This is a genomic window from Caenimonas koreensis DSM 17982 (genome assembly GCF_009646335.1).
GTDB classification, from domain to species: Bacteria; Pseudomonadota; Gammaproteobacteria; order Burkholderiales; family Burkholderiaceae_C; genus Ramlibacter; species Ramlibacter koreensis.
In genome coordinates, this window is the sequence record NZ_WJBU01000004.1 from 89105 (window position 1) to 115206 (window position 26102).

Genomic DNA, 26102 nt, shown 5'->3' on the forward strand with positions numbered 1-26102 from the left:
TCGGGGCATGCCGGATAACGATACGTCCACCCTGAAGAGAAGTGACCAGAACCTCATCTGGCTCGACTGTGAAATGACGGGGCTCGACCCCGAGAATGACCGCCTGATCGAGATCGCTGTCATCGCGACAGGGCCCGACCTGACGCCCCGGATCGAAGGCCCCGTGCTGGTCATTCACCAAAGCGATGCCCTGCTCGACAAGATGGACGCGTGGAACAAGGGCACGCATGGGCGCAGCGGCCTCATCGACAAAGTGAAGGCATCGACCATCACGGAAGCGCAGGCGGAGCAGACGATCATCGAGTTCATCGCGAAGTACATCCCGCGCAATGGCTCACCGATGTGTGGCAACACCATCAGCCAGGATCGCCGCTTCCTCGTGAAGTACATGCCCAAGCTCGAAGCGTACTTTCACTATCGCAATCTGGACGTGAGCACGCTGAAGGAACTCGCCAAGCGCTGGCGGCCCGACGTGTATGCATCGTTCAAGAAGCAGCAAAAGCACACTGCGCTGGCGGATGTGCATGAATCCATTGACGAACTTGCGCACTACCGCGACCAGTTCCTGAACCTCAATGCACCCATTGGTGTTGCGGGCAAACCCTGAACATGCGATAATCAATGGCTTGGCCGCGCACTGCGGTCCTCGTGCATCCTCCTTCACACAAGGCCTCCTGAGCAAATGGAAGCCACCAGTGGCGGGCTTTAGAAAGTCCTCAATGCCTCTGACAGTCGTTTGATGGTTGATGTCCTTTAACCATTGACGACAGCACTGCCGTTGCGCGGTCGTGCTACTCGTGTGAGCAATTGAATGACCGACACTTTTGAAGTGCAGGGCGACTTCGCGCCTGCCGACACCATCGATACCACTATCGACACCACCATCCACGTCATCGACACCACTGTCGAGCTGGCACCCGCCGAAGTCGCTCCCAACGGCTTTATCAAACTGGGCCTCGCGCCGGAACTGATCCGTGCCGTTGAGGAACTGAATTTCACCCAACCCACACCCGTCCAGCAACAAGTCATTCCGCAGGCCCTGCCGTCCGATGACGAAGCCGCCGGCTTCACTGACCTGATGGTCTCCGCCCAGACGGGCAGCGGCAAGACAGCCGCGTTCCTGTTGCCCGTTCTGCACACGTTGCTCAAGCAACAAGCTGATGCAGAAACCAAATCCCGCCTTGAATTCGAGCGCCTCACGGCCGAAGCACTGGCCAAGGGCGAGCCCGCCCCCAAGCGCCCCAAGCGCCTGGACCCCACCAGCTCGCGCAACTTCAAAGCCGCCACACCCGGCGCGCTGATCCTCTGCCCCACGCGCGAACTCGCGCAGCAAGTCGCCAGCGATGCGATCGACCTCGTGCGTCATTGCCGCGGCCTGCGCATTGCCAGCGTTGTTGGCGGCATGCCGTACCAGCTGCAACTCGCGCGCCTGCAAAACGCCGACCTGGTCGTCGCCACGCCGGGCCGCCTGCTCGACCTGCAGCGCTCGTCGCAACTCAAGCTCGACAAGGTGCAGTTCCTCGTCGTCGATGAAGGCGACCGCATGCTCGACCTCGGCTTTGCCGACGACCTGGCTGAAGTGAACCAACTCACCATCGAGCGCAAGCAGACGATGATGTTCAGCGCCACCTTCGCTCCCCGCATCCAGCAGCTGGCAGCACGCGTGATGCGTGAGCCGCGCAAGGTGCAGATTGACAACCCTGGCGAGAAGCACGTCAACATCAAGCAAGTGCTGTTCTGGGCTGACAACGCCCAGCACAAGCGCAAGCTGCTGGACCACTGGCTGCGCGACACCACGATCAACCAGGCCATCGTTTTCGCCAGCACGCAGATCGAGTGCGACGGCCTCGCCAACGACTTGCAGCAAGCCGGCTTTGACGCCGTTGCCCTGCACGGCGCGCTGAACCAGGGCATGCGCAACCGCCGCCTGATGGCACTGCGCCAGGGCCACGTGCAGATCCTGGTCGCCACCGACGTCGCCGCTCGCGGCATCGACGTGCCCACCATCACCCACGTCTTCAACTACGGCTTGCCGATGAAGGCTGAGGACTACACGCACCGCATCGGCCGTACAGGCCGCGCTGGCCGCGATGGCCTGGCAGTGACATTCGCCGAGTTCCGCGATCGCCGCAAGATCTTCGACATCGAGGCGTACAGCCGCCAGCCGTTGAAGGCCGAGACGATCCCCGGCCTTGAGCCGCAGCAGCGCATGCCGCAGTCGCGCCCGCCGGGCAACTTCGCCGACCGTGGCCCGCGCGAAAACCATTCGCGTGACCGCAAGTTCGGCGGCGCACCGCGCAGTGGTGGCTTCGACCAGCGCCGTGCTCCGGCGGCGGGTTACGCCAACAAGACCGGCTTCAATGACTTCGGTGGTGGCGGCCGTGGCCGTGACGAAGGCGGCTTCGCTGGCAAGCGCGAAGGCTTCGCGCCTCGCGGTGACTTCGCCCCGCGTGGTGACTTTGCCCCCCGCGGTGGTGACTTCGCTGGTCGTGGCGACTTCGCTTCCCGTGGCGACTTCGCTGGCCGCCCGCCCGCTTTCGGCAAGCCCGCGAAGATGGGCAACGGCGGCAAGGTGTTCGTGCCGCGCGACGTGAAGAAGAAGCCGTACAAGCCGGCGAACTGACCAGTCGCGGCGGGCTCAGCCTGCCAATAAAAAAAGCCGGGTACGTCCCGGCTTTTTTCATTTCAGCGACGCATCACGCTGACGACGTGGCAGGTTGCCCGCGGCTGGCCATGAACTGCCGCACGGCGCGATACGCAAAGCGCAGCATCAACAAGGTCAACACCGCCTCACCAATCGTCGCCGCCATCGCCACGAACGTCGGCATCGTGGCTTCGCGCCTGTGGAATTTCGCAATCGCGCGGTCCTTAGCGATCTCGATGCTGTCGTAGAACGACGGCACCACCAGCAGCGTGAGCAGCGTAGCAGTGATCGTTCCGCCGATGATCGCGATGGCCATGGGCCGGTAAAAGTCGCCGCCTTCGCCAATGCCGATCGCTACGGGCAGCATGCCCGCGATCAACGCAAACGTCGTCATCAAAATCGGTCGCAAGCGTGCGCGGCCAGCAGACATCAGTGCTTCCTCACGCTCCATGCCCTCAGCCTCGCGCTTGCGCGCGGCGTCGAGCAGCAAGATCGCGTTCTTCGCCACCAGCCCCATCAGCATGATGATGCCGATGAAGCTCATCAGGTTGAGTGTGCTGCGCGTGAGCACCAGCGCCAGCACCACGCCTATGAGCGACAAGGGCAGCGAAAGCATCACCGCCAGCGGCGCGGTGAATGAGCCGAACTGGATCACCAGGATCAGGTACATGCAGCCCACACCCATGATCAGCGCCGTGAACATGGCCGAGAAAACCTCCTTCTGGTCCTTGCCCGCGCCGCCAAGCTCCACGCCGTAGCCGGCGGGGAAGTCGAGCGACTTCGCCAGTGCCAGCGCGTCCTTCGTCACATCGCCCGAAGCGCGGCCCTGTGCGTTGGCAGACACGGCAATCATGCGGCGCCCATTCAAGTGCTGCACCTGCGCAGGCGCAACGCTCATCGTCACCGTGGCGATCTGGTTCAGCGGCACCACCATATTCGTGCCTGCGACTGCGATCGGCAGGCGCTCGATGTTTTCCGCGTCTACGCGATCCTTCGGGTCAAGCCGCACCGCCACGTCACGCGCCTGGCCGTTGGGGTCGATCCAGTCGCCGACTTCCACACCCGCAAACGCAACCCGCAACGCCTGTGCAGCGTCGTTCACGCTGATACCCAGCGAATTCGCAAGGCCGCGGTTGAGCTCGATGCGCAACTCGTCCTTGGGGCTCAGCTCTGACAGGCCCACGTCCACCGCACCGTCGATCTTGCGCATGCGCTCCATGTAGGCGTTGGTGATGTCCAGGAGCGTGCGTGTGTCCTGCCCATAGAAACGGATCTCGACGGGCTTGCGCGTGCCGTTGTTCAGGTCGTCGAGCACGACATATTCCGCACCGACCAGCTGCGCCATCAGCTTGCGCAGATCGACCGCCACAGCCTGTGCCTTGCGGCTGCGGCCTGTGGTCTTGCCGATGTCCACGTACACCCGCCCGCCGCCGATGTTCACGCGGCTGTTCGTCGCCACAGTCTCCGGCAATGTGCGCGCAAGCTCGGCCGCCTTCTCGACCTTCAGCTTCGTGTAGTCGAGGCTGGCGGAGGAGGGCGTACGCACCTCGATGGCGATCACGTCGGCATCGGCCACCGGCAGGAAGCTCTGTCCACCGAACGCGGCATGCAAGCCTGCTGCTGCACCCAGGCTGGCCAGTGCGGCCACGGCCATCCACTTGCGATGGTGCAGTGCCCAGGCAATCACGTCGCCGTAGCGGTCCGCCTGATGGTCGAACCATTCATTGAACCGCTTCAACTGCCTGGAAATCCTGCTGCGGTTCTGCGCATGGTGATAGCCCGGCGGGTCGCCCCAGTAGGCCGACAGCATCGGGTCGAGCGTGAACGAGATGAACAGGCTCACCATCACCGAACAGGCCACGGTCAAGGCGAACGGGCGGAACCATTCGCCCGCCACGCCCGGCATGAACGCGACCGGAATGAAGATCGCGATGATCGAGAACGTCGTCGCTGCCACTGCCAGCCCGATCTCTGCCGTGCCCTCGCGCGATGCCGTGACGCGGTCCGCACCGCGCTCCATGTGCCGCACGATGTTCTCTCGCACCACGATCGCATCGTCGATCAGCACACCAATGGCGAGCGACAGCCCCAGCAGCGTCATGAAGTTCAGCGTGAAGCCGCACAGCCACACGGCAATGAACGCCGCGATGGCCGACGTGGGCAGGCTCAGCGCCGTGATCAGCGTGGAGCGCCACGAATTCAGGAACACGTACACCACAAAGATCGTCAGCCCCGCACCCAGCGTGAGCGCGTGGATCACGTTGTTCAGGTTGTCCTGCGCGCTCTCGCCGCCGTCGTAGGTCACGTCCAGGTGCGTGCCCTCGGGCAGCGTCTTGTTGATCTCGACGATGGCCTTCTTCACGTTGTTGGCCACGCTCACCGTGCTCGCGTCACGAGCGCGGGTGACGAACATGCCCACATTCGGATTGGCGCTGCGCAAACTGAAGCTGCTGCGCTCCGCAAACCCATCCACCGTGGTGGCGACCTGCGACAGGCGCACCACCTGGTCGCCGCGCCGCTTGATGATGATCTGGCCGAACTCCACGGGCGATTCAATGCGCCCCACCAGGCGGATGCTCTGGTCTTTCAGCGGGCCGACAACGCGCCCCACCGGTGCATTCGTGTTTGCGCCTTGCACGGCGGCAATCACATCCGACACGCCCACGTTGAATTCGCGCATGCGGTCAGCCTTGAGCAAAATCGACAGCTCGCGCTTGAGCGAGCCGCCGACTTCCACAGTGGCCACACCGTCGATGCCGCGCAGCCGGTCGGCCAGGTCGTCTTCGGCCAGGCGCGAAATCTCGGCCTGCGTCTGCCTGGACGACGACAGCGCGAGGTTCAGGATCGGGTCCGAGTTGGGGTCGATGCGAATGAGCACCGGCTCGCGCATTTCCACCGGCAGCTTGTAGCGCACGGTCGCGATGGCGTTGCGCACTTCGTCGCTCGCCTCGATCATGTTCTTTTTGAAGTTGAAGATGATCACGAACTGCGCGCTGCTGTCCTTGGCGGTGGAGCGCATTTCATAAACGCCCGTCACGCTCTGCAGCGTTTTCTCGATGCGGTTGATCACCTCGCGCTCAACCGTCTCGGGCGAAGCGCCCGGATACGCGATCTGCACGACCAGCACCGGCTGCTGCACATCGGGCACTTCATTGACGCGCAGCTTGGACAGTGCGAGCAGGCCCAGCGCCATCAGCGCCAGGATGACCACCACCGTCGCGATCGGACGGCGAATGCTGAAGTCGGAGAGAAACATCGCAGCCCTTTCAGCGCACGATCGGCGAAGACGCTGATGCTGAAGCTGCAGCTGGGGCGCCCGCCGAGGTCGTCGCCGCGATGGCCTGCCCGTCCTTGAGCGTGGCCACGGGGTGGCGCAGAAGCTGGTCGCCTTGCGCCACGCCCGACTTCACGATGTAGTCGCCGCTGCGCAAATCGCGCTCGCCAAGCGCCAGCGGCACCTTCTGCAGCGTGGCGCCCTTCACGCGCCAGGCAAAGGCGCGCTCGCCATCCCGCACGATCGTGGAGGCGGGCACCATCAGTGCCGTCGTGCTCGATGCTTCGATGCGGCCTTCAGCGTAGAGGCCTGCCATGCGCGCCGGCACATCGCCATTGATATCGACGAGCACTTCCACCTGGCGCGTCGTGGCATTGGCCGTCGGCGCGACCAGCCGGATCTTGCCGGTGAACTGCTGGTTGCCCCAGCCGTTGACGCCAAAGCTGACCGACTGGCCCGCCTTGACGGTCGAGAGCGCGTCTGACGACACCAGCCCCTCAAAGCGCAGGCTGCGCGGATCGATCACCTTCAGCAGTTCCTTGCCCACCTGCGCTGTGTCGCCCGCCGACACCTTGCGGTCGCTGACGATGCCGTCAAAGGGCGCGCGTGCTTCGGTGCGCTGCAGCTGCTGGCGGGCAGAAACCACACGTGCCTTGGCCGCCGACAGGTCGCTTTGCGTCGTGTTGCGGCGAATCTCCGCGTCTTCCATCATCTGGGCCGAAGCCATGCCCGACTCGCGCAGTGTCTTCAGGCGCTGGAACTGCCGCTCGGCCTGTTCGGCCGCCTGCACGGCCACACGCTCAGCCTCCTGGGCTGAAATGAGCCCGTCACGGATCGACGTGTCGTCCAGCCGCACCAGCAAGTCGCCCTTCTTGACGGCCTGCCCGTTCTCTTTCATCACGCCCAGCACCACAGCCGAGACTTCAGCGCGCAGGTCGGCCTTGCGGTCAGGCTCGATGGTGCCGGTGATCAACGGCCCGGACGATGTCGAGCCGGGCTTGAGCGTCACGGTGTCTTCGGGTGCAATCAGCAGGGTCGCAGGCGCTGGTGCCGCCTTGGCATTCGCGTCGCCCCGGTTGCAGCCGGCCAGGGCCATCGAGATGGCCACAATCAAAAGTAACAGCCGCACATTTCCTCCGGTCGGTCGTTGTGGGCTGGATTATCGGAAACCGGCACCTGCAGGTCACGCGCCATGCGACGAACAGCGGGTTAATGCGACAGACTGCTGAAAAGGCGGGGCCGGATGTCAGGCCGGCCCGGCACGCGGCCTTCAGTTGCCGGCCGTGACAGCCTTGCCCGTGTCCGGCCAGCGCCAGTGAATGAAGATCCACGCCACCAGGCCGATCCCCATCATCAGCAGCGAGGTGAGCGCGAGCGCTCGCGTCGAGTGCATGACCAGCGGCGCGATACCCCCCGCGACAAAGCCGTTGGCCGTGGAGCCGATCACCGCCTGCAGCGACGACGCCATGCCCCGCCGCTCGGGCACCATGTCCAGCACCAGCAGCGTGACCACGGGCACCATCAGCGCCCAGCCGTAGGCAAAGATCGCGATGGGCAGCAGCGCCCACCAGGCAGTGGGCACGAAGAGGAAGTTCGCCGTCACATTCACGAGCGAGACCACCAGCATGATGCTGAAGCCGTAGCGGATCTGCCTTCGCGGCGAGATCTTGCCGGCGAGCCTGCCGCTGGTCCACGCGCCGCCCATGATCCCGGCGATCGTGAGCAGGAAGAACCAGAAGAATTGCGTAGGCGCGAGCCCCAGGTGATCGCCCAGGAACGCGGGCGCGCTCAGCACGTACAGGAACATGCCGTTGAACGGAATACCGCTGGCCAGCGCCAGCAGGAAGAAGCGCATGTTGGAGCTGAGCTGCCAGTAGCCCTGCATCAGGTTGCGCACATTGAAGGGCTGGCGCTGCGACGCGTGCAGCGTCTCGGGCAGCAGCTTGTAGTTGGCCGTCCAGAGCACGATGCCCACGCCCGTCAGGAAGATGAAGATGCTGTGCCAGCCCAGGTGCACGAAGAGCCAGCCGCCGATGATCGGTGCCACCGCGGGCGCCACGCCGAAGTAGATCGTGACCTGGCTCATCACCCGTTGAGCCTGGTTGGGCGGGAACATGTCGCGGATGACCGCACGTGAAACAACAATACCCGCGCCGGTCGACAAGCCCTGCAGTGCGCGGAAGAACACCAGCTGCGCGACGTTCTGCGAGAGCGCGCAACCGGCAGACGCCACCGTGAACATCGCGATGCCCCACAGCACCACCGGCCTGCGGCCGAAGCTGTCCGACAGCGCGCCGTGGAACAGGTTCATGAAGGCGAAGCCGAAGAGGTAAGCCGACAGCGTCTGCTGCATCTGCACCGGCGTTGCCTCGAGCGCCCTGGCGATGCCCGCGAACGCGGGAATGTAGGTGTCGATCGAGAACGGCCCGAGCATGCCGAGCACGGCGAGCAGCACGGCCAGCGCCCAGCGCGGCCCTCGCCAGAGTTTGTCTGCGTCGGGATTCATGTGAGGGCCATCAGTTCAGGGATTTCGCGGCGAGTGGCCTCGCTCACATAGGTTGCAACAACGAGCAGGTCACCGGCTTTCGAGCGGCTGAATGCGTCGACGACTGCGGTGTGGTGATCGGGCGCCACGATGATCCTGTCGGCATCGACGCCGGCGTCGAGCAATCCTTTGGCCAGCAGCCGTGCAATGACCAGCGGCTTGCGGCCGCGCAGGTCGCTCCAGTCGGCCACCACAAATTCGTCGAAGCCATGCGCCGCTGCCGCACCCATTGCCACGACGAAGTCGTCAGGGCGGTTGCCCACGGCGCACACCATGAAGCGGCGCTTGCCCGTCACCTCGATCGTCCTGGCCAGTGTCGCCACTTCGCGGGTGGGGTGCTGGCCGTCGCACCAGGTCAAGAGCAGCTTGAAAGGCAGGCCTTCGACGAAGTTCATGCGACCGGGATTGGTGACCTCGTTCGACTGGAACTTGCGCAGCGCCGCGTCAATCGTGCTGAACGCCACGCCCAGCCCGTGCGCGATGAGCGCCGCTGTCATGGCGTTGATCGCTGCCGGGCGGTACGCGCCGCCCCAGGTCGACGGAAGATCCCGCGCTGCCATCTCGCCAATCAGCCGCTGGCCCTGGGCGATGTGTATCGTCGTCGCGGCGCCCGAGCCTTCCAGCCACGCCGCGATACCGCCGGCGTCCACATGGGCGCGCAGTGCCGGGTTGTCCGCCTGCTCGCTGAACAGCGCGACAGGCGCCTTGACGCAGTCGCGCATAGCCAGGCACAAAGGCTCGTCGGCGTTGAGCACGGCGAGCTTGCGGGCGTGTTCGACGACCAGGCGCTTCACACGCGCCAGCTCTTCGCGGCTCGTGATGCCGTCCAGCCCGAGGTGGTTGTCGTGAATGTTCAGCACCGCGCCGACGTCCAGGCTCTCCAGCACCAGCCCCTTGCGCACCAGGCCGCCGCGCGCGAACTCGAAGGCGCAGGCCTGCACGCGCGGATCGGTCAGCAGGTGGCTGGCCGTCGTGCCGCCTGCCATGTCGCCATCGCGCAGGCATTCGCCGCCGACAAACATGCCTTGCGTCGTGCTCACGCCGACGGTCAGGCCCTGCTGCGCGAGCAGCGCCCCCACGAGCTGCGTGGTGGTCGTCTTGCCGACGCTGCCGGTGATACCGGCGGTCGGGATGCGACCGTCGGCGCCATCGGGAAAGAGGTAGTCGATCATCGGGCTGATCACGTCGCGCCCCGGGTTGGCGCCGATGTGCGGCCGCAGGCCCGGCGTCGCGTTCACCTCGAGGATGGCGCAGGGCACATCGCGCCACGACTGCGAAATGTCGGGCGTCATGAAGTCGATGCCGGTGACGCCCACGCCAATCGTCAGTGCCACGCGTTCGGCCAGTGCGCGGTTGTCGGGGTGGCATTCGTCAGTGAGGTCCACCGCGGTGCCACCCAGCGAAATGTTCGCCGCCCCGCGCAGCACGATCGTGCGGCCAGCCTCGGGCACGCTCGCTTCCGACAGCCCTGCCGCGCGCACCAGCGCCAGGACTTCTTCGTCGACCTCCACTCGCTCCATGAGCTTTTCGAAAGGCATGCCGCGCCTCGGGTCGGCGTTCAACGCCGCGATCAATTCGGTCACGGTGTGTTGGCCATCGCCCGTGATCCGCGGTGGCCGCCGCGAGGCGACAGCCACCAGCCGCGAGCCCACCACCAGCAGGCGGTGATCGAATCCCTCGATGAATCGCTCGACCAGCACGCCCATGCGGTTGATGGCATGGGCCACTTCGAAAGCCCTGCGGACGGACTCTTCATCGTGCAGGTTCACCGACACACCTGCGCCTTTGCCTGCAGCCCTGGGCTTGATAACGGCTCGCTCGCCACCAAGGCGGCGCCAGGCTGCCACGGCCTCATCGGCGGTTGTCACCAGCACCGGTTGCGTGGTCGGCACGCCCAACGAGCCCAGCACAGTCGCAGTGGCGTGCTTGTCGCTCGCCAGCCAGTTGGAGAGCGGGCCAGCGCGATCAACGGCCGTCTCCGAGATGCGTTGGCGCAAGTGTCCCTGGCCAAGCTGCACGAATTCCGCTGGCGGCGCGAGCCGCTGCACGGGAATGCCGCGCCGCACGGCACCACGGGCCATGGCCAGCGTGGTCTGGTTCAAACCCTGCACACGCGCCATGCGCCGGAAGGCTTCGTAGCCCTGCGCCAGCCGCTGCCGGGTGCCGGGCACGCGTGGGCCGGTGGACACCAGCATGTCCATGGCGGCCAGGGTGATGCGCAGGGCGGCCAGGCCAATGGGATGGTCGTCGCAGGGAATGAACAGGCGAAGTTCACGGTCACGAATCGTCACCAGCCGCCCCTGTCGGGGCTGTATGACGAAGTCCCGCACGAGCACTTCGCAAACGGCCAGGGTGAGCGCGATCAGCGGGCGCTGCGCAGTCACCAGGCCGGCAGGCTGCGCCAGCACGTGCGACTCCCCCATCACGGGAAAGAGCGGGCGCAGTGTGTTGACCAGCAGCTCGAGTTGTTGCGCGCTCGGCTTCCAGCGCACACGCGCTGCATCGGCCTCATCGCATTCGATCGTCAAGAGCACGCCCGTGTGCGCAGCCCAGATGTTGGCGCCGCGGTAGAACGCGTCTTGAACGATCTTCATTTGCGCCCGCTGCCGCCTGCGCGGTCGACTCCCCAGGCACCCAGAATTTCATCGGCGCTCGCGTGCCTCACTGGCCCCGCCTGCCCGGGCGTGCGGCTCAAGCGTGGTGCCGCGGCCGGTTGCACCACGCCATCGTGTTCGACGAAAGTGCCGCGTGCCACGTTGTGCGGGTGTTGAACCGCTTCGTCCCAGTCAAGCACAGGTGCAAAGCAAACGTCCGTGCCTTCCATCAACGCGCACCATTCATCGCGCGTTTTTGTCTTGAACACAGCTTGCAGTTGTTGCGTGAACTCGGGCCAGCGGCGCTTGTCGTTCTGCATGTCGCGAAGCGGCCCTTGCGCAATGCCGCAGTGCTCCATGAGCAGCGCATAAAACTGCGGCTCGATCGAGCCGATCGACACGTACTTGCCATCGGCGCATTCGTACACGCGGTAGTAGGGCGCGCCGCCATCGAGCATGTTGTCTTCGCGCTCCAGCGTCCAGCGGCCCGCGGCGCGCATGCCGAACATCATGGCCGACAGCAAGGCGGTGCCGTCCGTCATGGCGGCGTCCACCACCTGTCCGTGGCCGGACGTTCGCGCTTCAGTCAGTGCCGCCAGAACGCCGAAGGCCAGCAGCATCGCGCCGCCGCCGAAGTCGCCGACCAGGTTGAGCGGCGGCACGGGCGGCTCGCCCTTGCGGCCGATGGCGTGCAGCGCACCGCCCAGCGAGATGTAGTTGATGTCGTGGCCTGCCGCCTTGGCGAGCGGGCCGTGCTGGCCCCAGCCCGTCATGCGGCCATAGACCAGCTGCGGGCGGCGCGCGAGGCACACATCCGGCCCCAGGCCCAGCCGCTCCATCACGCCGGGGCGGAAACCTTCGATGAGGATGTCTGCCTTGTCGACCATGGCAAGCACGGTCTGCACGCCTTCTGCACTGCGCAAATCGAGCTCGAGCGCGGGGCGGCCCCGTGCGGTGACGTCCGTGCTGTTGATCTTTGCGGCTGCACCGGGCCGCTCGATCCGCACGACTTGCGCGCCCATGTCGGCGAACATCATGGCGCAAAAGGGCGCGGGGCCCAGGCCCGCCATTTCGACCACCTTGAGCCCTGTCAACGGTCCTGGCATTTGTAGTCCTTGAATTAGAGTCGTATCGTAGCGAACATGGCCGACGCAACCGCACCCCAACCCCTGACGGCTGAGCTCGTGGCCGAGCTGCGCAGCTGGGAAGGCCGCAGCGAAACGATGGTGGACCTCATCACTGCCGCACCGCTGCGCGGCCTGGCGGCCACGCTCGACCGCAACGATCCGGAGCCGGCCGTTGGCACGGAAGTGCCGCCGCTGTGGCACTGGCTGTACTTCCTGCCGCGCGCGCCGCAGCGCGAACTGGGTGACGACGGCCATCCGCGCCTGGGCGGCTTCTTGCCACCCGTGCCGCTGCCGCGCCGCATGTGGGCGGGCGGGCGCATCCAGTGGCATGCGCCGCTGCGCGTGGGCGATGCCGCACGGCGCGTCTCGACCATTCAATCGGTGATGCACAAGACAGGCCATTCGGGCGACCTGGTGTTTGTGGTCGTGCGCCACGAGATCAGCAATGCGCAGGGCCTGGCTATCACCGAAGAACATGACATCGTCTATCGCGAGCCCGCCCATCCCGATGACCCCGAGCCGCCCGGCCAGGCCGCGCCGAACGACGCAGTGTGGTCGCGCGCCGTGCTCGCCGATCCGGTGATGCTCTTTCGCTATTCGGCCCTCACATTCAATGGCCATCGCATCCACTACGACCGCTCTTACGTCACCCATGTCGAGGGCTATCCGGGGCTCGTCGTGCACGGCCCGCTGATCGCGACGCTGCTGGTGGACCTCGTTCGCCGCGAAAGGCCCAGCGCAGCCATCAGGAGCTTTGCGTTCAAGGCCATGCGGCCGACGTTCGACATGTACCCGTTCCGCCTGTGCGGGCGGCCTGCGGTGGATGGCCACAGCATCGACCTGTGGGGCCAGGACTTCAGCGGCTGGCAGACGATGCATGCGCGCGCGCAGATCGGTTGAGCGCGCGTTGAACCCGGCCCACTCACCTGCCAAACGCCCGCTCGACGGCATCACCGTCGTCTCGCTCGAGCATGCGATTGCTGCGCCTTTTTGCACGCGCCACCTTGCGGACCTTGGCGCGCGCGTCATCAAGGTGGAGCGGCCCGGCGCTGGCGACTTTGCACGCGCATACGACAGCCGCGTCAAGGGGCTCTCATCGCACTTCGTGTGGGTCAACCGCTCGAAGGAAAGCCTCACGCTCGACCTGAAGCAGCCCGCGGCATTGGCCGTGCTCGACGAACTTGTTGCGAAAGCCGATGTGCTGGTGCAGAACCTCGCGCCGGGCGCAGCCGCCCGCATGGGTTTGGGCTGGCAGGCGCTGCACGCAAAGTATCCGCGCCTGGTCGTGTGCGACATCTCGGGTTACGGCAACGACGGACCGTACCGCGACAAGAAGGCGTATGACCTGTTGATCCAGAGCGAGGCGGGTTTCCTGTCCGTGACCGGCACGCCGCAGGAGCCGGCGAAGGCGGGCAACGCGATCGCCGACATCGCGGCCGGCATGTATGCGTACAGCAGCGTGCTCGCCGCATTGCTCCAGCGGCAGAAGTCAGGCGAGGGCTCGCACATCGATGTGTCGATGCTCGAATCGCTCGGTGAGTGGATGGGCTTTCCGATGTACTACGCGTACGAAGGCGCTGCGCCACCACCGCGCAGCGGCGCAGCACACGCAACGATCTATCCGTACGGGCCATTCCCGGCTGGTGACGGCAAGACCGTGATGCTCGGCGTGCAGAACGATCGCGAGTGGCAGGCGTTCTGCGAACAAGTGTTGATAGCGCCCGGGCTTGCCAGCGACACGCGCTTTGCCACCGGCGCGCGGCGCAACGAGCATCGCGAGGCATTGAAGCGCCTCATCGTGGAGGCGTTCGAGTCGCTGACTGCAGAGCAGGTCATGAAGCGACTCGACGACGCGCAGATCGCGAATGCGCAGGTGAACACCGTGGGCGATGTGTGGGCGCATCCGCAGCTGCAGGCGCGCGAGCGGTTTCGCGAAGTACCCACGCCGCACGGCCCGGTTGGCGCGATGCTGCCGCCCGGTGTGAACAGCAGCTTCGACTACCGCATGGACGCCATCCCTGCCGTGGGCGAGCACACCGTGGCGATCCTGCGTGAGCTCGGGCTAAGCGACGACGCCATCGCCGCATTGCAGGCCACCTGCGCGATCTAGCCCAAGCCCGGGACATTGCCGGGCAGGTGAGTGTGGAATGATCGGGCGCATGTCCCAAGCGCCTTCCACACGATTCGACTCGCTCCCCCTGGCTCCGGCCACGCTGGAGAACCTGCAAAAACTCGGCTACCTCGAGATGACCGCCATCCAGGCCGCGAGCCTGCCGGCGGCCCTGCTCGGCAAGGACGTCATTGCGCAAGCCAAAACGGGCAGCGGCAAGACAGCTGCCTTTGCGCTCACGCTGCTCGCCAACCTCAACGCGCGCCGCTTCGCCGTGCAGGCACTCGTGCTGTGCCCCACGCGCGAGCTGGCCGAACAAGTCGCCACGGAAGTGCGCAGGCTCGCCCGCGCAGAAGACAACGTCAAGGTCGTCACGCTCATGGGCGGCGTGCCGTTGCGCGGCCAGGCCGCGAGCCTGGAGCATGGCGCGCATATCGTCGTGGGCACGCCGGGTCGCGTCATGGATCACCTCGATCGCGGCAACCTCAAGCTCGACGCACTCTCCACACTCGTGCTCGACGAAGCCGACCGCATGCTCGACATGGGCTTCGCCGATGACATTGCCAAGGTTGCGCGGCAGTGCCCCACGCAGCGGCAGACACTGCTGTTCTCCGCTACGTATCCCGAAGGCATCGCCAAGCTCGCGGCGCAGTTCATGCGCAGCCCGATCACCGTCAAAGTCGAGGCACAGCACACGGGCGAGCAGATCGAGCAGCGCTGGTATGAAGTGCGCGAACCTGAGCGGCTGGCCACCGTGGCGCGCCTGCTCGATCACTTCCGGCCCGCGAGCACACTGGCGTTTTGCAACACACGCGCACGCTGCCGTGAACTTGTTGAACTGCTGCAGGCGCAGGGCTACAGCGCGCTCGCATTGCACGGCGACCTGGAGCAACGCGACCGCGACCAGGTGCTGATCCAGTTTGCCAATCGCAGCTGCTCTGTGCTGGTGGCCACTGACGTGGCTTCGCGCGGGCTCGATGTCGCGGGCCTGGCAGCCGTGATCAATGTGGAAGTCACACCCGATGCAGAAGTGCACGTGCACCGCATCGGCCGCACGGGCCGTGCAGGCGAGACGGGGCTTGCGCTCAGCCTCGCCAGCCTTGACGAGATGGGCGCAGTGGGCCGCATCGAGCTGCTTCAGGGCAGCGAGTCGAAGTGGCACAAACTCGATGAGCTCACGCCTGCGTCTGGTGAGCGGCTGAAGCCGGCGATGGTGACTGTGCACATCCAGGCGGGCCGCAAGGAGAAGATCCGCCCCGGCGACGTGCTGGGCGCGCTCACCGCCGATCTTGGCTACACGCGCGAGCAAGTCGGCAAGATCGACATCAATGAATTTGCGACTTACGTTGCCGTGGAGCGCGCGATCGGCAAGGATGCCGTCGCGCGTCTGAATGCCGGAAAGATCAAGGGCCGAAGTTTCAAAGCCAGGCTGCTGTAGGCAGCGGCTGCAACTGAACCAGCCTCAGGCCTGCGCCATCAGCGCCTGTTTGCGGGCGAACATCTGCTCGCCAAGCGCCATCAGGTCGAGCTTTGAATTCTTCGCCTTGGGGAACATCTCGTTTTGTTCTTCCTTGACGTGGTGCTTGACGAATTCGCCCATTACCTTGACCCGGGCGTCGTACTCGTCGCCGCCGGGCTCCACGCCCTGCACCTGTGCGATCAGGTCCTTGACGCACTGGTGTTCGACGTTGGCTTCAGGCACCAGCTCGTGGTCCTTGAGCGCAGCCTGGAAGGCGGGATAGAAAATTTCTTCTTCGAGCTGCGTGTGGATCGTGAGCTCCTTGCAGATTTTCTCGACGATGGCCTTCTTCTTCGTGGCCGAACGCGTCTGCTCGAACTCGTCGAACAAGCCGCTCACCAGCTTGTGGTCAGCGCGCAGCATTGCTGTCGCTTCTTGTGGTTTTGCTGCCTTGGGGGCGGGTTTTTTTGCAGTAGCCATGAAGCACTCTCTGTTTGGTTGAAACGGGTTGTTCAAGCCACCTTAAAGTCGCCGCGCGAGCGCGGCGTCGGCCACATTGGAGAGATCCTGTAAGACATGTGCGACACGACGCGCATGGCGCACCACTTAACATCTCGCTGCCCAGTCGCAATTCAACACCACGAGGAGTCTTATGTTTTCACACGTGATGGTCGGCACCGCTGACCTCGAGCGGTCCAAGCGCTTCTACGACGCCGTGCTTGGCACGCTTGGCATCAAGCCGGGTTTCGTGGATCGCCACCGCGTCTTCTGGCGCTCTGCAACGGGCTCGTTCGGCTCCAGCATTCCCATCAATGGCGAGCCGCAGACCATTGGCAATGGCAGCACTATCGGCTTTGCGTGCGACTCACCCGAGCAGGTTGAGGCCTGGCATGCAGCCGGCGTGCAAAACGGCGGCACCACGTGCGAGAACCCACCGGGCATCCGCGAAGGCGCAGCAGGCAAGATGTACCTGGCCTACCTGCGCGACCCGGACGGCAACAAGCTCTGCGCGTTGCACCGTTTGCCCAAAGAATGAGTGCAGGCCGTGCGCTGAAGCCCTTCAGCGCTTGACCGGTATCACCGTTGCGCGGTCAACCGCCACAGCCGTGATGCTGTTCATCGGGCTGCCGTCGATCAGCCTGTCGCTATACGTGAGGTACACGAGCGCATTGCGCTTCGTGTCCACCACACGCACGATGCGCAGCTTCTTGAACAGGATCGACATCCTTTCGTTGAAGACCTCTTCACTCGCGGGCAACGGCTGTGAAAACGAGACGGGGCCGACCTGCCTGCACGCGATCGACGCTTCTGCCTTGTCCTCGGCAAAACCCAGCCCGCCGGCAATGCCCCCCGTTTTTGCACGCGACACGTAGCACGCCACGCCCGCCACGAGCGGGTCGTCGTAAGCCTCGATCACGATCTTGTGGTTGGGGCCGATCAGCTTGAAGGCCGTGGAAACCTCGCCGACCTGTTCGGCGTGAAGGGCGTTGCCGCACGCCAGGAGCAAGAGGCTGGCGGCGCCGAGGAAGGGAAGGGCAAGGCGATGCATGCTGCGTTTCCGGCTGCGTTGGTGTGGGAGCCAGAGCTTACGGTGTTTTGCGCTGCGTGCGGCCGCCGCACGAGGGCCGGCTGCCGATGCAATGAACCCCCGGTTTTGGGGGTACCCCGCCACGCCAGCTCATGTGACCATCGCCGCACATCTTTTTATTTGTGCGGAGTGTTTCATGCGTTCGTTACTTCACCTGGCCGTGCTGGCCATCGCCTTGACTTTGAGTGCCTGTGGCGGGGGCAGCGAAGCCGTCGTCGCGCCGCAGGCGGTCGCCAAGGCACTGAAGGCCCGCGCGAAGCCATTGGCCGGCCTGTCGGTCTCCACCGTGCCGGCTGCCGAGCAGGCCGAACAGCTTTTCGCCAAGGCAGAGGCGTCGTTTCCCGGCTACTTTCCCGAGCACGCCACCACTGCCTTTGCCGGCCCCTTCGCCTATCGTTACTACTCCACCGGCGTCTACCTGGGCGTGGTGATCGAGCAAGGCACGGCATTTGAATACCTCGGTGTGTACGTGGTGGGCGACCTGTTCGGCGCCTCACTCGCCAGCCCCATGTATGCCGGCCAGCTCTCGCAATACGTCACCGTGGTTGACCCGGGCACAGGCGGTGGCACAGGCACGCTCACGGTGACCAACGCCACCAACAGCGCGAGGAACGGCACCTTCGCGCCCCAAACGGCGCGCGGCAGTTCCACGGGCACGGACATCGACACCACCGGCTACACGCAAGATGGCCTGTTCGAGATGGACGTGCTGCGCACCGATGCCGGCGCGATCAAGCACGCCTTCGTGTGGTACTTCGTGGGCGAGAACATTGTGTTCTTCGGTTGCGACAACGGCATTGCGGAACTGTCCTGCGCGGGCACCGTGACGTATGACGGCTCGCTGGGCCAGCTGCAATTCAACGCGACTACGCTCTACGCCATCGACTTCCCGTTCCCCGGCCCTGCCACCAAGGCGGCCAGCGGGGAAGTGCTGACGATTTCCGGCTCGGTGGACGGCAAGTAGTACGGGCGCCGCGCGCTGCCGCGTAGTTCGAATCACTTATAGTTTGCAGCTCAGCGGTATCGCGAATCGGCGCGGTACCGATACCGGGAGCTGTGCGTTGATGATCTCGAACTTGAACCTGGCCGGGTTGCGTGCCGGCGCCGCGTTGATTGGCTTGCTGGCGAGCCTTGGCATGCCGCTTCAGGCGCATGCGCAGGCCAAGGATGGCGGCAACGCCACGGATGCGATCAACCCGTACTCACCCCGGTACGGCCACCCTTATCGCCATGGCGTCGTACCGACGCGCGAAGTGCATTCACTGATGAAGGCATGGGCCGACAGGAATGTGGGCGTCGACCCCGCTGCGGCCGCCCAGAAAATCCCGCCCGGCACCCCTGCAGTCGGCGTCAACAGCAAAACGCTGTCGTTCAATGGTGGCGTCAATGGCGTCGGCGTGACGAGCGGCACGCCCAAGGTGTACCTGGTGTTCTGGGGCTCGCAGTGGGGCACCCAAGGCACCGATTCAAATGGCTACATGACGCTCACCGGCGACCCGATGGGCGCTGCCCCCTACATGCAGAAGTGGATCAAGGGCCTGGGCACCAACAGCGAAGGCTGGTCGGGCGTCATGACGCAATACTGCGACGGCCCGCTCGTCGCCAAGGGCGCCACCACCTGCCCCGCAGGCGCTCCGCGCGTGGGCTACCCAGGGCCAGGCACGCTGGCCGGCGTCTGGTATGACAACGCGGCACCTGCACCACGCGCCGCCAATGACCACGAGATCGGCGCTGAGGCTGTGAGGGCGGCAGCCTTTTTCGGCAACACCACGGCAGCGTCGAACCGCTACGTGCAATACATCATCATGTCGCCCACGGGCACGACGCCTGATGGCTTCAACACACCCAATGGCGGCTTTTGCGCCTGGCACGACTTCACTGGCGACACGGCGCTGACTGGCGGCGCCGTTCCGTCGCCCTACGGCGACATCGCATTCACCAACATGCCCTACGTGACGGACGCGGGCGAGAGCTGCGGCGCGAACTTTGTGAGCAATGTGCTCGACGGCTTTTCGCTGGTGGGCGGCCACGAATACGCAGAGACGATCACCGACCAGTTTCCTGATGGTGGCTGGATCAACCTGACGGGCATTACCTATCGCGGCGAGGAAAACGCGGACGAATGCTCGTGGATCAGCAGTGGACAAGGCGCGTCGGCAATGGTGACCTTTGCCACCGGGTCCTTCGCGATGCAAAGCACGTGGTCCAACGACACCAACCGGTGCGACATCACGCACCCCACCGTTACCGGCAGCGGCGGCACACCGACGGCCAATTTCACCTTCAAGACAACAGGGCTGACGGCAGCCTTTACCGATACCTCCACTGACAGCGGCGGCACCATCGGCGCGCATGCCTGGACATTCGGTGACGGCGGTACCTCCAGCGCCACCAACCCCTCGCACACCTACGCCGCAGCAGGCTCCTACAGCGTGACCGAGAAGGTGACCGACTCGGCCAACGGCAAGACCAGCTCCAAGACATCCACAGTGACGGTGAGCGCGGGCGGCGGTGTGCCGTCTGCCAACTTCACGGTGACGACCAGCGGGTTGACGGCGAACTTCACCGACACGTCCACTGACAGCGGCGGCACCATTGGGTCGCGCGCGTGGACCTTCGGCGACGGCACCACGTCCACCAAGGCAAACCCCTCGCACACCTATGCAAGCGCAGGCACGTACAGCGTGAGCGAGACGGTCAAAGACAGCGTGAATGGCAGCATCAGCACCAAGACGGCAACAGTGACGGTTCCTGCGGGCTCGCCGTCGCAGCTGGTGTTGAACCCCGGCTTTGAGGCCGGCGCATCATCGTGGACCGTGACTGCAGGCGTCGTGTGCACCAATTCAACGTGCCCCGGTGAAACCGCCCGTGCGGGCACGGGCTTCATCTGGCTGGGCGGCAATGGCCGCACGCTCATTGAATCGGCCACGCAGACCATTGCCATTCCAGCGGGCAAGACCAGCGCGACGCTGTCGTTCTACCTGCATATCGATTCGAAAGAATCCGGCACGGTGGTGCACGACACGCTCAAGGTCCAGGTGCTCAACGCCAGCGGCGCCGTGCAGGCCTTGCTCGCCACCTATTCGAATGTGGATGCGGCATCAGGCTATTCGCTGGTGTCGATCAACATGAATGCGTACATCGGCCGCACGATTTCCTTGCGCTTCCTGGGCAAGGAAGATGCATCGCTTGCCACGTCATTCGTCATTGATGACGTGGCGCTCACGGTGCAGTGAGCGCGCCGCTGCGCGCACCTACAACTGCGTTTGCGCCGGCACTCTTTCATAGCGCACCGTATTGCGGTGAATGTGATCGGTGCCCACGAACGTGTCGCGCGACTCGAAGTGAATCTCGAATGTTGCGAAGGGCAGGTTCAGCCGTGAGGGCGGATGACCGTTCATCAAGGTGTATTTGCGTTTGAGATTGGTGCCGTCGTAGAGCCAGGTTCCGGCGTGCTCGTGTGTGGTGACCTCGCCATTGGCCGCCACAAGTTGCACTTGCTCGCGGAAGGCGCCGGAGGCGTCCAGGTGCAGCAGCCGGCGCGACCGCATGCCTTGCCCGTCCTGTTCATGCTGCTCGCGCAGCCACACGCCCGGCAAGCGATCCGCCAGATCCACCTTCTGCGAAGCATCCGCGCCAGATGCTGCGCGGGTGAGGGCAGCGTCCGGGGCAGGGCGGTCGTAGCTGGCGGAGATCAGTGCGAGCGACGCAACCCCGACTGCGATGGCAGTCGCAGCGCGCCAGCCGGAAAGCGAGTGTCGGGGCATGGTGGTTCACGCCAGAAACAGCGCAGGGTCCACCATCGTGCGGTTGAGCATCACGCCCCAATGCAGGTGCGGCCCGGTGGCACGGCCGGTGGCGCCGACGGCACCGAGCTTGTCGCCCGTGCGCAGCACATCGCCGACACGCACGCTCGTCTCGCTCAGGTGGCAGTGCAGCGACAGCAGCCCGCCACCATGGTCGAGCCACACTGTTCCGCCGTTGAAAAAATAGTCGCCCGTGTCGATCACGGTGGCGGCCAGCGGCGCCAGCACGGGCGTGCCTGTCGGCGCTGCGATGTCCATGCCCGAGTGGGGGTTGCGTGACTGGCCGTTGAAGACCCGGCGCAAACCGAAGGAACTTGAACGCGGGCCAGCCACAGGCGCTGCCATAGCGAGCGCATCGCCGCTGAATGGTGGCGCAGAAAACGTGGCCATGACTTTGAGCTGGTGCTCGCGTTCGCGTTCGTAGCGGGCTTGTGATTCGGGCGACAGATCGACCTGGCCCGGCGCGACGCGCAGCCGTTGCTCCGGGTATTTCTTGGGCCGGATGTCGTACTGGAGCGAGCGCGGGGTAGCGTCACTCGTTCGAACTTCAATCGTCGCGGTGCCGACAGGTGCGGCGAGCGGAATGCCGACGAGGGCCGTCCATGCGGATGAGTCGCCGACGACGAGCAACGTGAGCTGCGCTTGCTGAGCGATGGGGCGCGTTGCTGCAGCGCCAAGAGGGATGCGGGCGACGCCACCGGGCACGCTTGAGTGCCGCGGCGCTGCAAGTGCGGGCGCTGCGCGCGCGTCCCATCCGGCGGCTGCGAGCGCGATCAGGATGGTGCGGCGGGAGAAGGGCGTTGGGTGCAAGGTAGTCCACGAGGCACAGCGAGTATGGCGGCTGTTTGTCAATAGCGGACACCAAGTCAATCCGTGTGGCGCGCTTAGCGAGCTCGTGCGCCCAAGATATTTGAAACCAATGATTTCATCCGTTGTCGGGTTATCCCTTAATCAACACTGATGAGGTGACCACTTCAGATTGTTGTGATTTGTAACATTGAGGATGACAATTGTGCGGGAGAGATGGTCGCAGATTAGTTCGACAGATTTGATCGTTGATTTGCAAATTTAAGCGAGTGAACGACATCGAACAGTTCGAGGAACTCAGATAAACGAGGAGGATTCATATGAAAAGCTCACGCATGGTTTGTCATGCCGCGCTCGCTGCCGCTCTGGCCGTAGTCGCTTTTGGCGCCGGTGCCGGCGGCTTGAATTCGATTCTCAAAGCCTTGAAGAACGGTGGAGCGGACGACTCGCAACGCCAGCCTGCGCAGGCACAACCTTCGCAAGGCGCTGCGGGAAACTCGGGAGGTGGTGGAATCGGCGCGGGCTTGACCGAGCGCTATTGCCGTCAGCTGTATTCGGTTGCGGGCTTGCAAGGCAAAGCGCCGGTCGATGAAGCGTTGATAAGCGACGAATTTAACCTCGGGGCGCGCGACTTTGCGGATGCTGCACTGGAGGCGTTCGGTCCCTCGGGGCGCTTCCGCAGCAAGCCGATTCCAAGCCCGCAGTTCTTCGCGAACGAGTTCGAGACGGACAAGGTCAACGTCCTGTACAACCTTATTCGTCAATATCCGGCGCCGCAATACGTGGCGGCACTGATCGCGGCCAGCCGCGTTCCTGCTGGTGCCCCGCGTTCCGATCCGCAGGCCGCGCGTGACGCAACTGTCGCACTGGCGTTGCTGCACTTTTTCATGCAGGACAAGTCGCAGAAGCCGGGCCGCTGGCGCGAGCTGATCGCATCCATGCAAGGCGAAGAACACTACCTTTCGCAGGTGATCCTCGCCCGCCTGATCGAAAGCGGCGAGTGGGGTCCCAAGGACGCAAGCAAGGCTCTCTTCATGGCGCGAAGCGCGGCGGGCCTGCCGCAGAAATACCGCATGGACGATATGCACCAGAAGACCATCAGCCCGCGGCACTACGTCGTGACCGCGTCAGTGACACAGTACGAAATCCTCTCCGAGTTTCCAAATCTGCCGCAGCGGCGTGAGTTTGAGCAGTTCCTGCAGCAATACCGCAATGCGCAGATGCTCCAGCAAAGGCCCGACGCCTTTCCCGAGCTGAAGAACCAGCTTGGCCCTGGTCTTGCGGCAATCGAACGCGCGGCGGTGTCAGCAGACGAACGTGCGGCGCAGGCGCTCAGTGTTGCTGTGGCTGCGAGCACGTACACAGCCCAAAAAATCAGCCTTGATAGCGCTACGCGCACACGCACCGGCGACGTGCAAAGCAACCTCAATGTTGATGGGAATGCGATGGCTGCCTTGGTCCGCGAACTCGAAAAGGGCAGGGCACTCGATGCACGGCAAGAACAACTTTTCGTCGGGGCACTTCGCGATGCCCGGGAAAGTGGCGATCGCGCCGTAGCGATGATGCCCACCATGATGAGCACCATGCTGAACTTCAGCATGCAGCGCGGCATGGGCGCGATGCCAGCCATCATTCCGTACTCCAGAAAGTTGCAGGACTATTCGGATCGTGCCTGCGCGGTGGTGGCGCGCGCGGACCAGGCTGCAATGGTCAAAAAACTCACCGTGGGGCCCGACGATTCGAGCCGCAACAACCTGGCCGCGATGGTCGCGGACAAATAGAGGTGAAACGTCGCGCGTTCTCGATGCTTGTTGGCGGTGCTGCGTTCTGCGCGGCTAGCCGCGCTCAGCCCGCTGCGCGCGTTCATCCAATTTGGCTGGGATTTGGCCTCAACGCCGGCGCGGACGCGGAGAGGCGATTCCCCCTCGCGCAGGCAATGCTTCGTCAGCGCTCTGGCGGTGCGATGCCGCAGCAGATCGTCTCCGATGCCATTCGCAGGCAGGTCGACAGGGCGGGCGTAGCCGAGACGGGCAGGGAGGCGCAAATCAGTGAAGGCTTGATGCTTGGCGCCGCGCTTGACTATGAGAACGTGCTGCAAGCGCGCCTGGGCAGCGCGACGTTCACCGTCTTGCACCTCGTCGGGCACGGCATGCTCGTCACTTTCGATCGCGCGAGGGGCTGGAAGCTCGAATCGAGCTTTCCGTTTCCGGTGATCCTGCTTCGCGAGAGCACCAGTGCGTCGCCTGATGCAAGCCAGCACTTGCTCGAAGCATTCGCATCCGCGGATCGCGCATCATTTGCGTCGAGCTTCGCGCGCTCTGCGATACAGCAGGCGCCTCACTGGAAGGAATCGTCACAGCGCGGGTTCAACATTCGCGTGACGAGCAGCACAATCCATCCCGCCGCGGCCGAAAAGCTCGCGGCCTGGGGCATCGCGCAGAACATTTCGAGCGCCTGGCTCGGGCACCTGACTGGCGCGGCTGCCTGCGAATCCCTCGGTGTACCCGTGGTGCCCTACGGTGAGACTCGGGCACTGGGCAATTTCACTTACGCGTTTTCCGAGCGGCTCGTTGCGCAGAACGTGAGACTTCCTACGGACGAGGACATCGATTTGCGCGTCCAGGTCACTTTGCGCAATGTGGCGCGGGATATCAAGTACCGCAGCCAGCTGCAGCGGTGGGAAGCCATGCGGCAGGTCGTTCTCGACATGCGGGTGCTGGACGACCGGGACGATGAAGTTGTCGCGTTCCGAACGGGCTACCAGGACGACCTGCCCGATGCGCTGGCCCAGCAAGGCGACAACACGCCCGCGCGCGACGCGCATTTCTTCGATATGGCCATCTACCGGTGCCTCCAGACCTTGTTCTCAGGCATCGCAAAAAGCGACGACGCGCTGCTCGCCAAAGTATTCGTCAAGCCGGACGCACGCATGCGCCAGCAGATCGATCTATTCCGCAAAAAATATTCGAGGGCTGCCTAAGCGGCGGAGGGAACCAATGAAACTGAAACTTGCAGCATGGCTTGCCATTGGGGTCATGGCGATCTCGGGTGCGGCACTGGCGCAGTCGAAAATCGTGCGCGGGGAGGGCAGTATCACCGTACCGACGGGGGCCTTCTCTAGTGGCCTTAAGCCCGCCGATCGTGCGGCTGCGTTGCAGGCCGCCAAGATGAGCGCATGGCGCAGCTATCTCGCCTTGCCAGGGCAGAACGAAACCGTCGACCAGGTCCGTGCAAACGAGGGACAGTTCCTCGGCAAGCTCGATGACTTGCTGGTCGATATCGTGACGACAGACGAGTCGTTCGACCGGGACTCGGGCCGCTACACGCTGCGCATCAAGGCAACTGTGGCCGAGAGCGTCCTCAACTCGATGCTGAGAGGAATAGCGCGCAGCGGCGCACCGAACCAGACAGTCGCCAACGCAGGCGCCCAGGGCGGGTCCGCGGTAAGTGGGGCACCCATCATCGTTCTCGCGCTTGCGCGCGAGGCTGACGCGATCAGGAGCTTTCGCGACAAGGTCACCGACGTCACCGAACGGTCTCGCGACGCCGAGTTCGCGGGCGTGCGCTCTTCTGCAGGCGGCGCCAACAACAAGGTGGTCAAGGAGACCACGATATCCACAGAGCGCACCAAGGATGTCTCCGGCGGCAATACCGAGCGCAAGCGTGACGCTGTCACTTACAAGATGGGCAACGCAAGCGTGCTCAATGGCAAACTTCCGCGAATTCTGCTGCAGAACGGGATCAAGGCGTCGCCCTACGCATTCATGATGCGCCCGTGCAACTTGCCCAATCCGGACAGCTTTTCCAGGCAATACGCCGATTCGGGCTCCGGTGAGCTGCCATCCAGCGTGATGGCGGACATCCAGGAAAAGCTTCTTGCGTGCGGCCGTGCAAAGTACTGGGTGTTCGCTTCGATGGACGTTGGCGGTTATGGCCGAGACCCCAATACGGGCTTGACCCTGGCGACGGTCTCCGTGAACGTGCAGGTCTATGAAGTGGAGACAGGGGCGCCAGTCGCGTCCGCTTCAAAGGACGTGTCAGGCCGTTCGGCTGACCAGTCCGATGCAATCCGTATCGCCACCGATAACGCTGTGCAGGCCGTGGGCGACATCATCACGGCGCAGATCGCGGGTGTACCGCGCTGATGA

Annotated in this window: 20 protein-coding genes; 11 read left to right on the forward strand and 9 right to left on the reverse strand. The window is 64.4% G+C overall.

What is annotated here, in order from left to right:
* The first annotated feature begins 7 nt into the window (after positions 1-7).
* Together orn and GHT07_RS04770 are read left to right on the forward strand one after the other, a co-directional pair.
* Entirely contained in the window at positions 8-607 is a 600-nt protein-coding gene (orn, locus tag GHT07_RS04765) for an oligoribonuclease (protein ID WP_153583923.1), read from the forward strand.
* Positions 608-811: 204 nt separating this feature from the next.
* Positions 812-2623, forward strand: a complete 1812-nt coding sequence (locus GHT07_RS04770) for a DEAD/DEAH box helicase (RefSeq protein ID WP_153583924.1) — start codon at positions 812-814, stop codon at positions 2621-2623.
* A gap of 73 nt (positions 2624-2696) precedes the next feature.
* Here the strand turns inward: GHT07_RS04770 and GHT07_RS04775 are convergent, their stop codons facing one another.
* From GHT07_RS04775 to GHT07_RS04795, 5 genes are all read right to left on the reverse strand, one after another.
* A complete protein-coding gene (locus tag GHT07_RS04775) occupies positions 2697-5900 on the reverse strand; it encodes an efflux RND transporter permease subunit (RefSeq protein WP_153583925.1) in 3204 nt (1067 codons plus the stop codon).
* A 10-nt stretch (positions 5901-5910) separates the two neighbouring features.
* Positions 5911-7047, reverse strand: coding sequence for an efflux RND transporter periplasmic adaptor subunit (locus GHT07_RS04780; RefSeq protein WP_323740800.1), 1137 nt, complete (start codon positions 7045-7047; stop codon positions 5911-5913).
* A gap of 141 nt (positions 7048-7188) precedes the next feature.
* Positions 7189-8424 carry a multidrug effflux MFS transporter gene (locus tag GHT07_RS04785; RefSeq protein WP_153583926.1) on the reverse strand — a complete coding sequence of 412 codons (1236 nt, stop codon included), beginning with the start codon at positions 8422-8424 and terminating at the stop codon, positions 7189-7191.
* Complete coding sequence (locus GHT07_RS04790; RefSeq protein WP_153583927.1) at positions 8421-11057, reverse strand: Mur ligase family protein; 2637 nt, start codon at positions 11055-11057, stop codon at positions 8421-8423. The genes GHT07_RS04785 and GHT07_RS04790 overlap by 4 nt, the downstream gene beginning before the upstream one ends.
* A complete protein-coding gene (locus tag GHT07_RS04795; protein WP_153583928.1) occupies positions 11054-12163 on the reverse strand; it encodes a CaiB/BaiF CoA transferase family protein in 1110 nt (369 codons plus the stop codon). Before GHT07_RS04795 ends, GHT07_RS04790 begins: the two co-directional genes overlap by 4 nt.
* Positions 12164-12199: 36 nt before the next feature.
* Between GHT07_RS04795 and GHT07_RS04800 the strand changes: the two genes are divergently transcribed.
* The 3 genes from GHT07_RS04800 to dbpA are packed head-to-tail and all read left to right on the forward strand — an operon-like array spanning position 12200 to position 15732.
* Positions 12200-13084, forward strand: a complete 885-nt coding sequence (locus tag GHT07_RS04800; protein WP_153583929.1) for an FAS1-like dehydratase domain-containing protein — start codon at positions 12200-12202, stop codon at positions 13082-13084.
* Positions 13062-14294, forward strand: coding sequence for a CaiB/BaiF CoA transferase family protein (locus tag GHT07_RS04805; RefSeq protein ID WP_153583930.1), 1233 nt, complete (start codon positions 13062-13064; stop codon positions 14292-14294). The genes GHT07_RS04800 and GHT07_RS04805 overlap by 23 nt, the downstream gene beginning before the upstream one ends.
* 49 nt (positions 14295-14343) lie before the next feature.
* Positions 14344-15732, forward strand: a complete 1389-nt coding sequence (gene dbpA / locus GHT07_RS04810; protein WP_228488187.1) for an ATP-dependent RNA helicase DbpA — start codon at positions 14344-14346, stop codon at positions 15730-15732.
* Between the two features lie 24 nt (positions 15733-15756).
* Here the strand turns inward: dbpA and GHT07_RS04815 are convergent, their stop codons facing one another.
* Positions 15757-16176: a hemerythrin domain-containing protein gene (locus GHT07_RS04815; protein ID WP_267237588.1), complete on the reverse strand. Its 420-nt coding sequence runs from the start codon at positions 16174-16176 to the stop codon at positions 15757-15759.
* 229 nt (positions 16177-16405) lie between these two features.
* Here GHT07_RS04815 and GHT07_RS04820 point away from each other — a divergent pair, with 229 nt between their 5' ends.
* The gene (locus GHT07_RS04820) at positions 16406-16789 is read left to right on the forward strand and encodes a VOC family protein (RefSeq protein WP_153583933.1); all 384 of its coding nucleotides are present in this window, start codon (positions 16406-16408) and stop codon (positions 16787-16789) included.
* Positions 16790-16813: 24 nt separating this feature from the next.
* On the opposite strand, the gene GHT07_RS04825 is transcribed toward GHT07_RS04820, so the two are convergent.
* On the reverse strand, positions 16814-17302 hold the full coding sequence (locus GHT07_RS04825) for a CreA family protein (protein WP_153583934.1): 489 nt from the start codon (positions 17300-17302) through the stop codon (positions 16814-16816).
* Positions 17303-17477: 175 nt separating this feature from the next.
* Here GHT07_RS04825 and GHT07_RS04830 point away from each other — a divergent pair, with 175 nt between their 5' ends.
* Positions 17478-18305, forward strand: coding sequence for a hypothetical protein (locus GHT07_RS04830; RefSeq protein WP_153583935.1), 828 nt, complete (start codon positions 17478-17480; stop codon positions 18303-18305).
* 100 nt (positions 18306-18405) lie between these two features.
* Entirely contained in the window at positions 18406-20577 is a 2172-nt protein-coding gene (locus GHT07_RS04835; RefSeq protein ID WP_153583936.1) for a PKD domain-containing protein, read from the forward strand.
* 18 nt (positions 20578-20595) lie between these two features.
* Here the strand turns inward: GHT07_RS04835 and GHT07_RS04840 are convergent, their stop codons facing one another.
* A complete protein-coding gene (locus GHT07_RS04840) occupies positions 20596-21108 on the reverse strand; it encodes a hypothetical protein (protein WP_153583937.1) in 513 nt (170 codons plus the stop codon).
* A gap of 6 nt (positions 21109-21114) precedes the next feature.
* Entirely contained in the window at positions 21115-21957 is an 843-nt protein-coding gene (locus GHT07_RS04845) for a peptidoglycan DD-metalloendopeptidase family protein (protein ID WP_194792823.1), read from the reverse strand.
* Between the two features lie 317 nt (positions 21958-22274).
* Between GHT07_RS04845 and GHT07_RS04850 the strand changes: the two genes are divergently transcribed.
* The 3 genes from GHT07_RS04850 to GHT07_RS04860 all read left to right on the forward strand — a co-directional run bounded on the left by GHT07_RS04850 (position 22275) and on the right by GHT07_RS04860 (position 26099).
* Entirely contained in the window at positions 22275-23735 is a 1461-nt protein-coding gene (locus GHT07_RS04850; protein ID WP_153583938.1) for a hypothetical protein, read from the forward strand.
* A gap of 155 nt (positions 23736-23890) precedes the next feature.
* Positions 23891-24934: a hypothetical protein gene (locus GHT07_RS04855; protein ID WP_153583939.1), complete on the forward strand. Its 1044-nt coding sequence runs from the start codon at positions 23891-23893 to the stop codon at positions 24932-24934.
* 16 nt (positions 24935-24950) lie between these two features.
* Positions 24951-26099, forward strand: a complete 1149-nt coding sequence (locus GHT07_RS04860; protein WP_153583940.1) for a hypothetical protein — start codon at positions 24951-24953, stop codon at positions 26097-26099.
* Positions 26100-26102: the final 3 nt, after the last annotated feature.

What these genes read in the sequence shown, in the direction of transcription:
- GHT07_RS04795 (WP_153583928.1), bottom strand. Translation starts at nt 12,163, where the DNA reads ATGCCAGGACCGTTGACAGGGCTCAAGGTGGTCGAAATGGCGGGCCTG.
- dbpA (WP_228488187.1), top strand. Translation starts at nt 14,344, where the DNA reads ATGTCCCAAGCGCCTTCCACACGATTCGACTCGCTCCCCCTGGCTCCG.
- GHT07_RS04825 (WP_153583934.1), bottom strand. Translation starts at nt 17,302, where the DNA reads ATGCATCGCCTTGCCCTTCCCTTCCTCGGCGCCGCCAGCCTCTTGCTC.
- GHT07_RS04800 (WP_153583929.1), top strand. Translation starts at nt 12,200, where the DNA reads ATGGCCGACGCAACCGCACCCCAACCCCTGACGGCTGAGCTCGTGGCC.
- GHT07_RS04770 (WP_153583924.1), top strand. Translation starts at nt 812, where the DNA reads ATGACCGACACTTTTGAAGTGCAGGGCGACTTCGCGCCTGCCGACACC.
- GHT07_RS04805 (WP_153583930.1), top strand. Translation starts at nt 13,062, where the DNA reads ATGCGCGCGCGCAGATCGGTTGAGCGCGCGTTGAACCCGGCCCACTCA.
- GHT07_RS04790 (WP_153583927.1), bottom strand. Translation starts at nt 11,057, where the DNA reads ATGAAGATCGTTCAAGACGCGTTCTACCGCGGCGCCAACATCTGGGCT.
- GHT07_RS04775 (WP_153583925.1), bottom strand. Translation starts at nt 5,900, where the DNA reads ATGTTTCTCTCCGACTTCAGCATTCGCCGTCCGATCGCGACGGTGGTG.
- GHT07_RS04835 (WP_153583936.1), top strand. Translation starts at nt 18,406, where the DNA reads ATGATCTCGAACTTGAACCTGGCCGGGTTGCGTGCCGGCGCCGCGTTG.
- GHT07_RS04815 (WP_267237588.1), bottom strand. Translation starts at nt 16,176, where the DNA reads ATGCTGCGCGCTGACCACAAGCTGGTGAGCGGCTTGTTCGACGAGTTC.
- orn (WP_153583923.1), top strand. Translation starts at nt 8, where the DNA reads ATGCCGGATAACGATACGTCCACCCTGAAGAGAAGTGACCAGAACCTC.
- GHT07_RS04860 (WP_153583940.1), top strand. Translation starts at nt 24,951, where the DNA reads ATGAAACTGAAACTTGCAGCATGGCTTGCCATTGGGGTCATGGCGATC.
- GHT07_RS04850 (WP_153583938.1), top strand. Translation starts at nt 22,275, where the DNA reads ATGAAAAGCTCACGCATGGTTTGTCATGCCGCGCTCGCTGCCGCTCTG.
- GHT07_RS04840 (WP_153583937.1), bottom strand. Translation starts at nt 21,108, where the DNA reads ATGCCCCGACACTCGCTTTCCGGCTGGCGCGCTGCGACTGCCATCGCA.
- GHT07_RS04830 (WP_153583935.1), top strand. Translation starts at nt 17,478, where the DNA reads ATGCGTTCGTTACTTCACCTGGCCGTGCTGGCCATCGCCTTGACTTTG.
- GHT07_RS04785 (WP_153583926.1), bottom strand. Translation starts at nt 8,424, where the DNA reads ATGAATCCCGACGCAGACAAACTCTGGCGAGGGCCGCGCTGGGCGCTG.
- GHT07_RS04820 (WP_153583933.1), top strand. Translation starts at nt 16,406, where the DNA reads ATGTTTTCACACGTGATGGTCGGCACCGCTGACCTCGAGCGGTCCAAG.
- GHT07_RS04855 (WP_153583939.1), top strand. Translation starts at nt 23,891, where the DNA reads ATGCTTCGTCAGCGCTCTGGCGGTGCGATGCCGCAGCAGATCGTCTCC.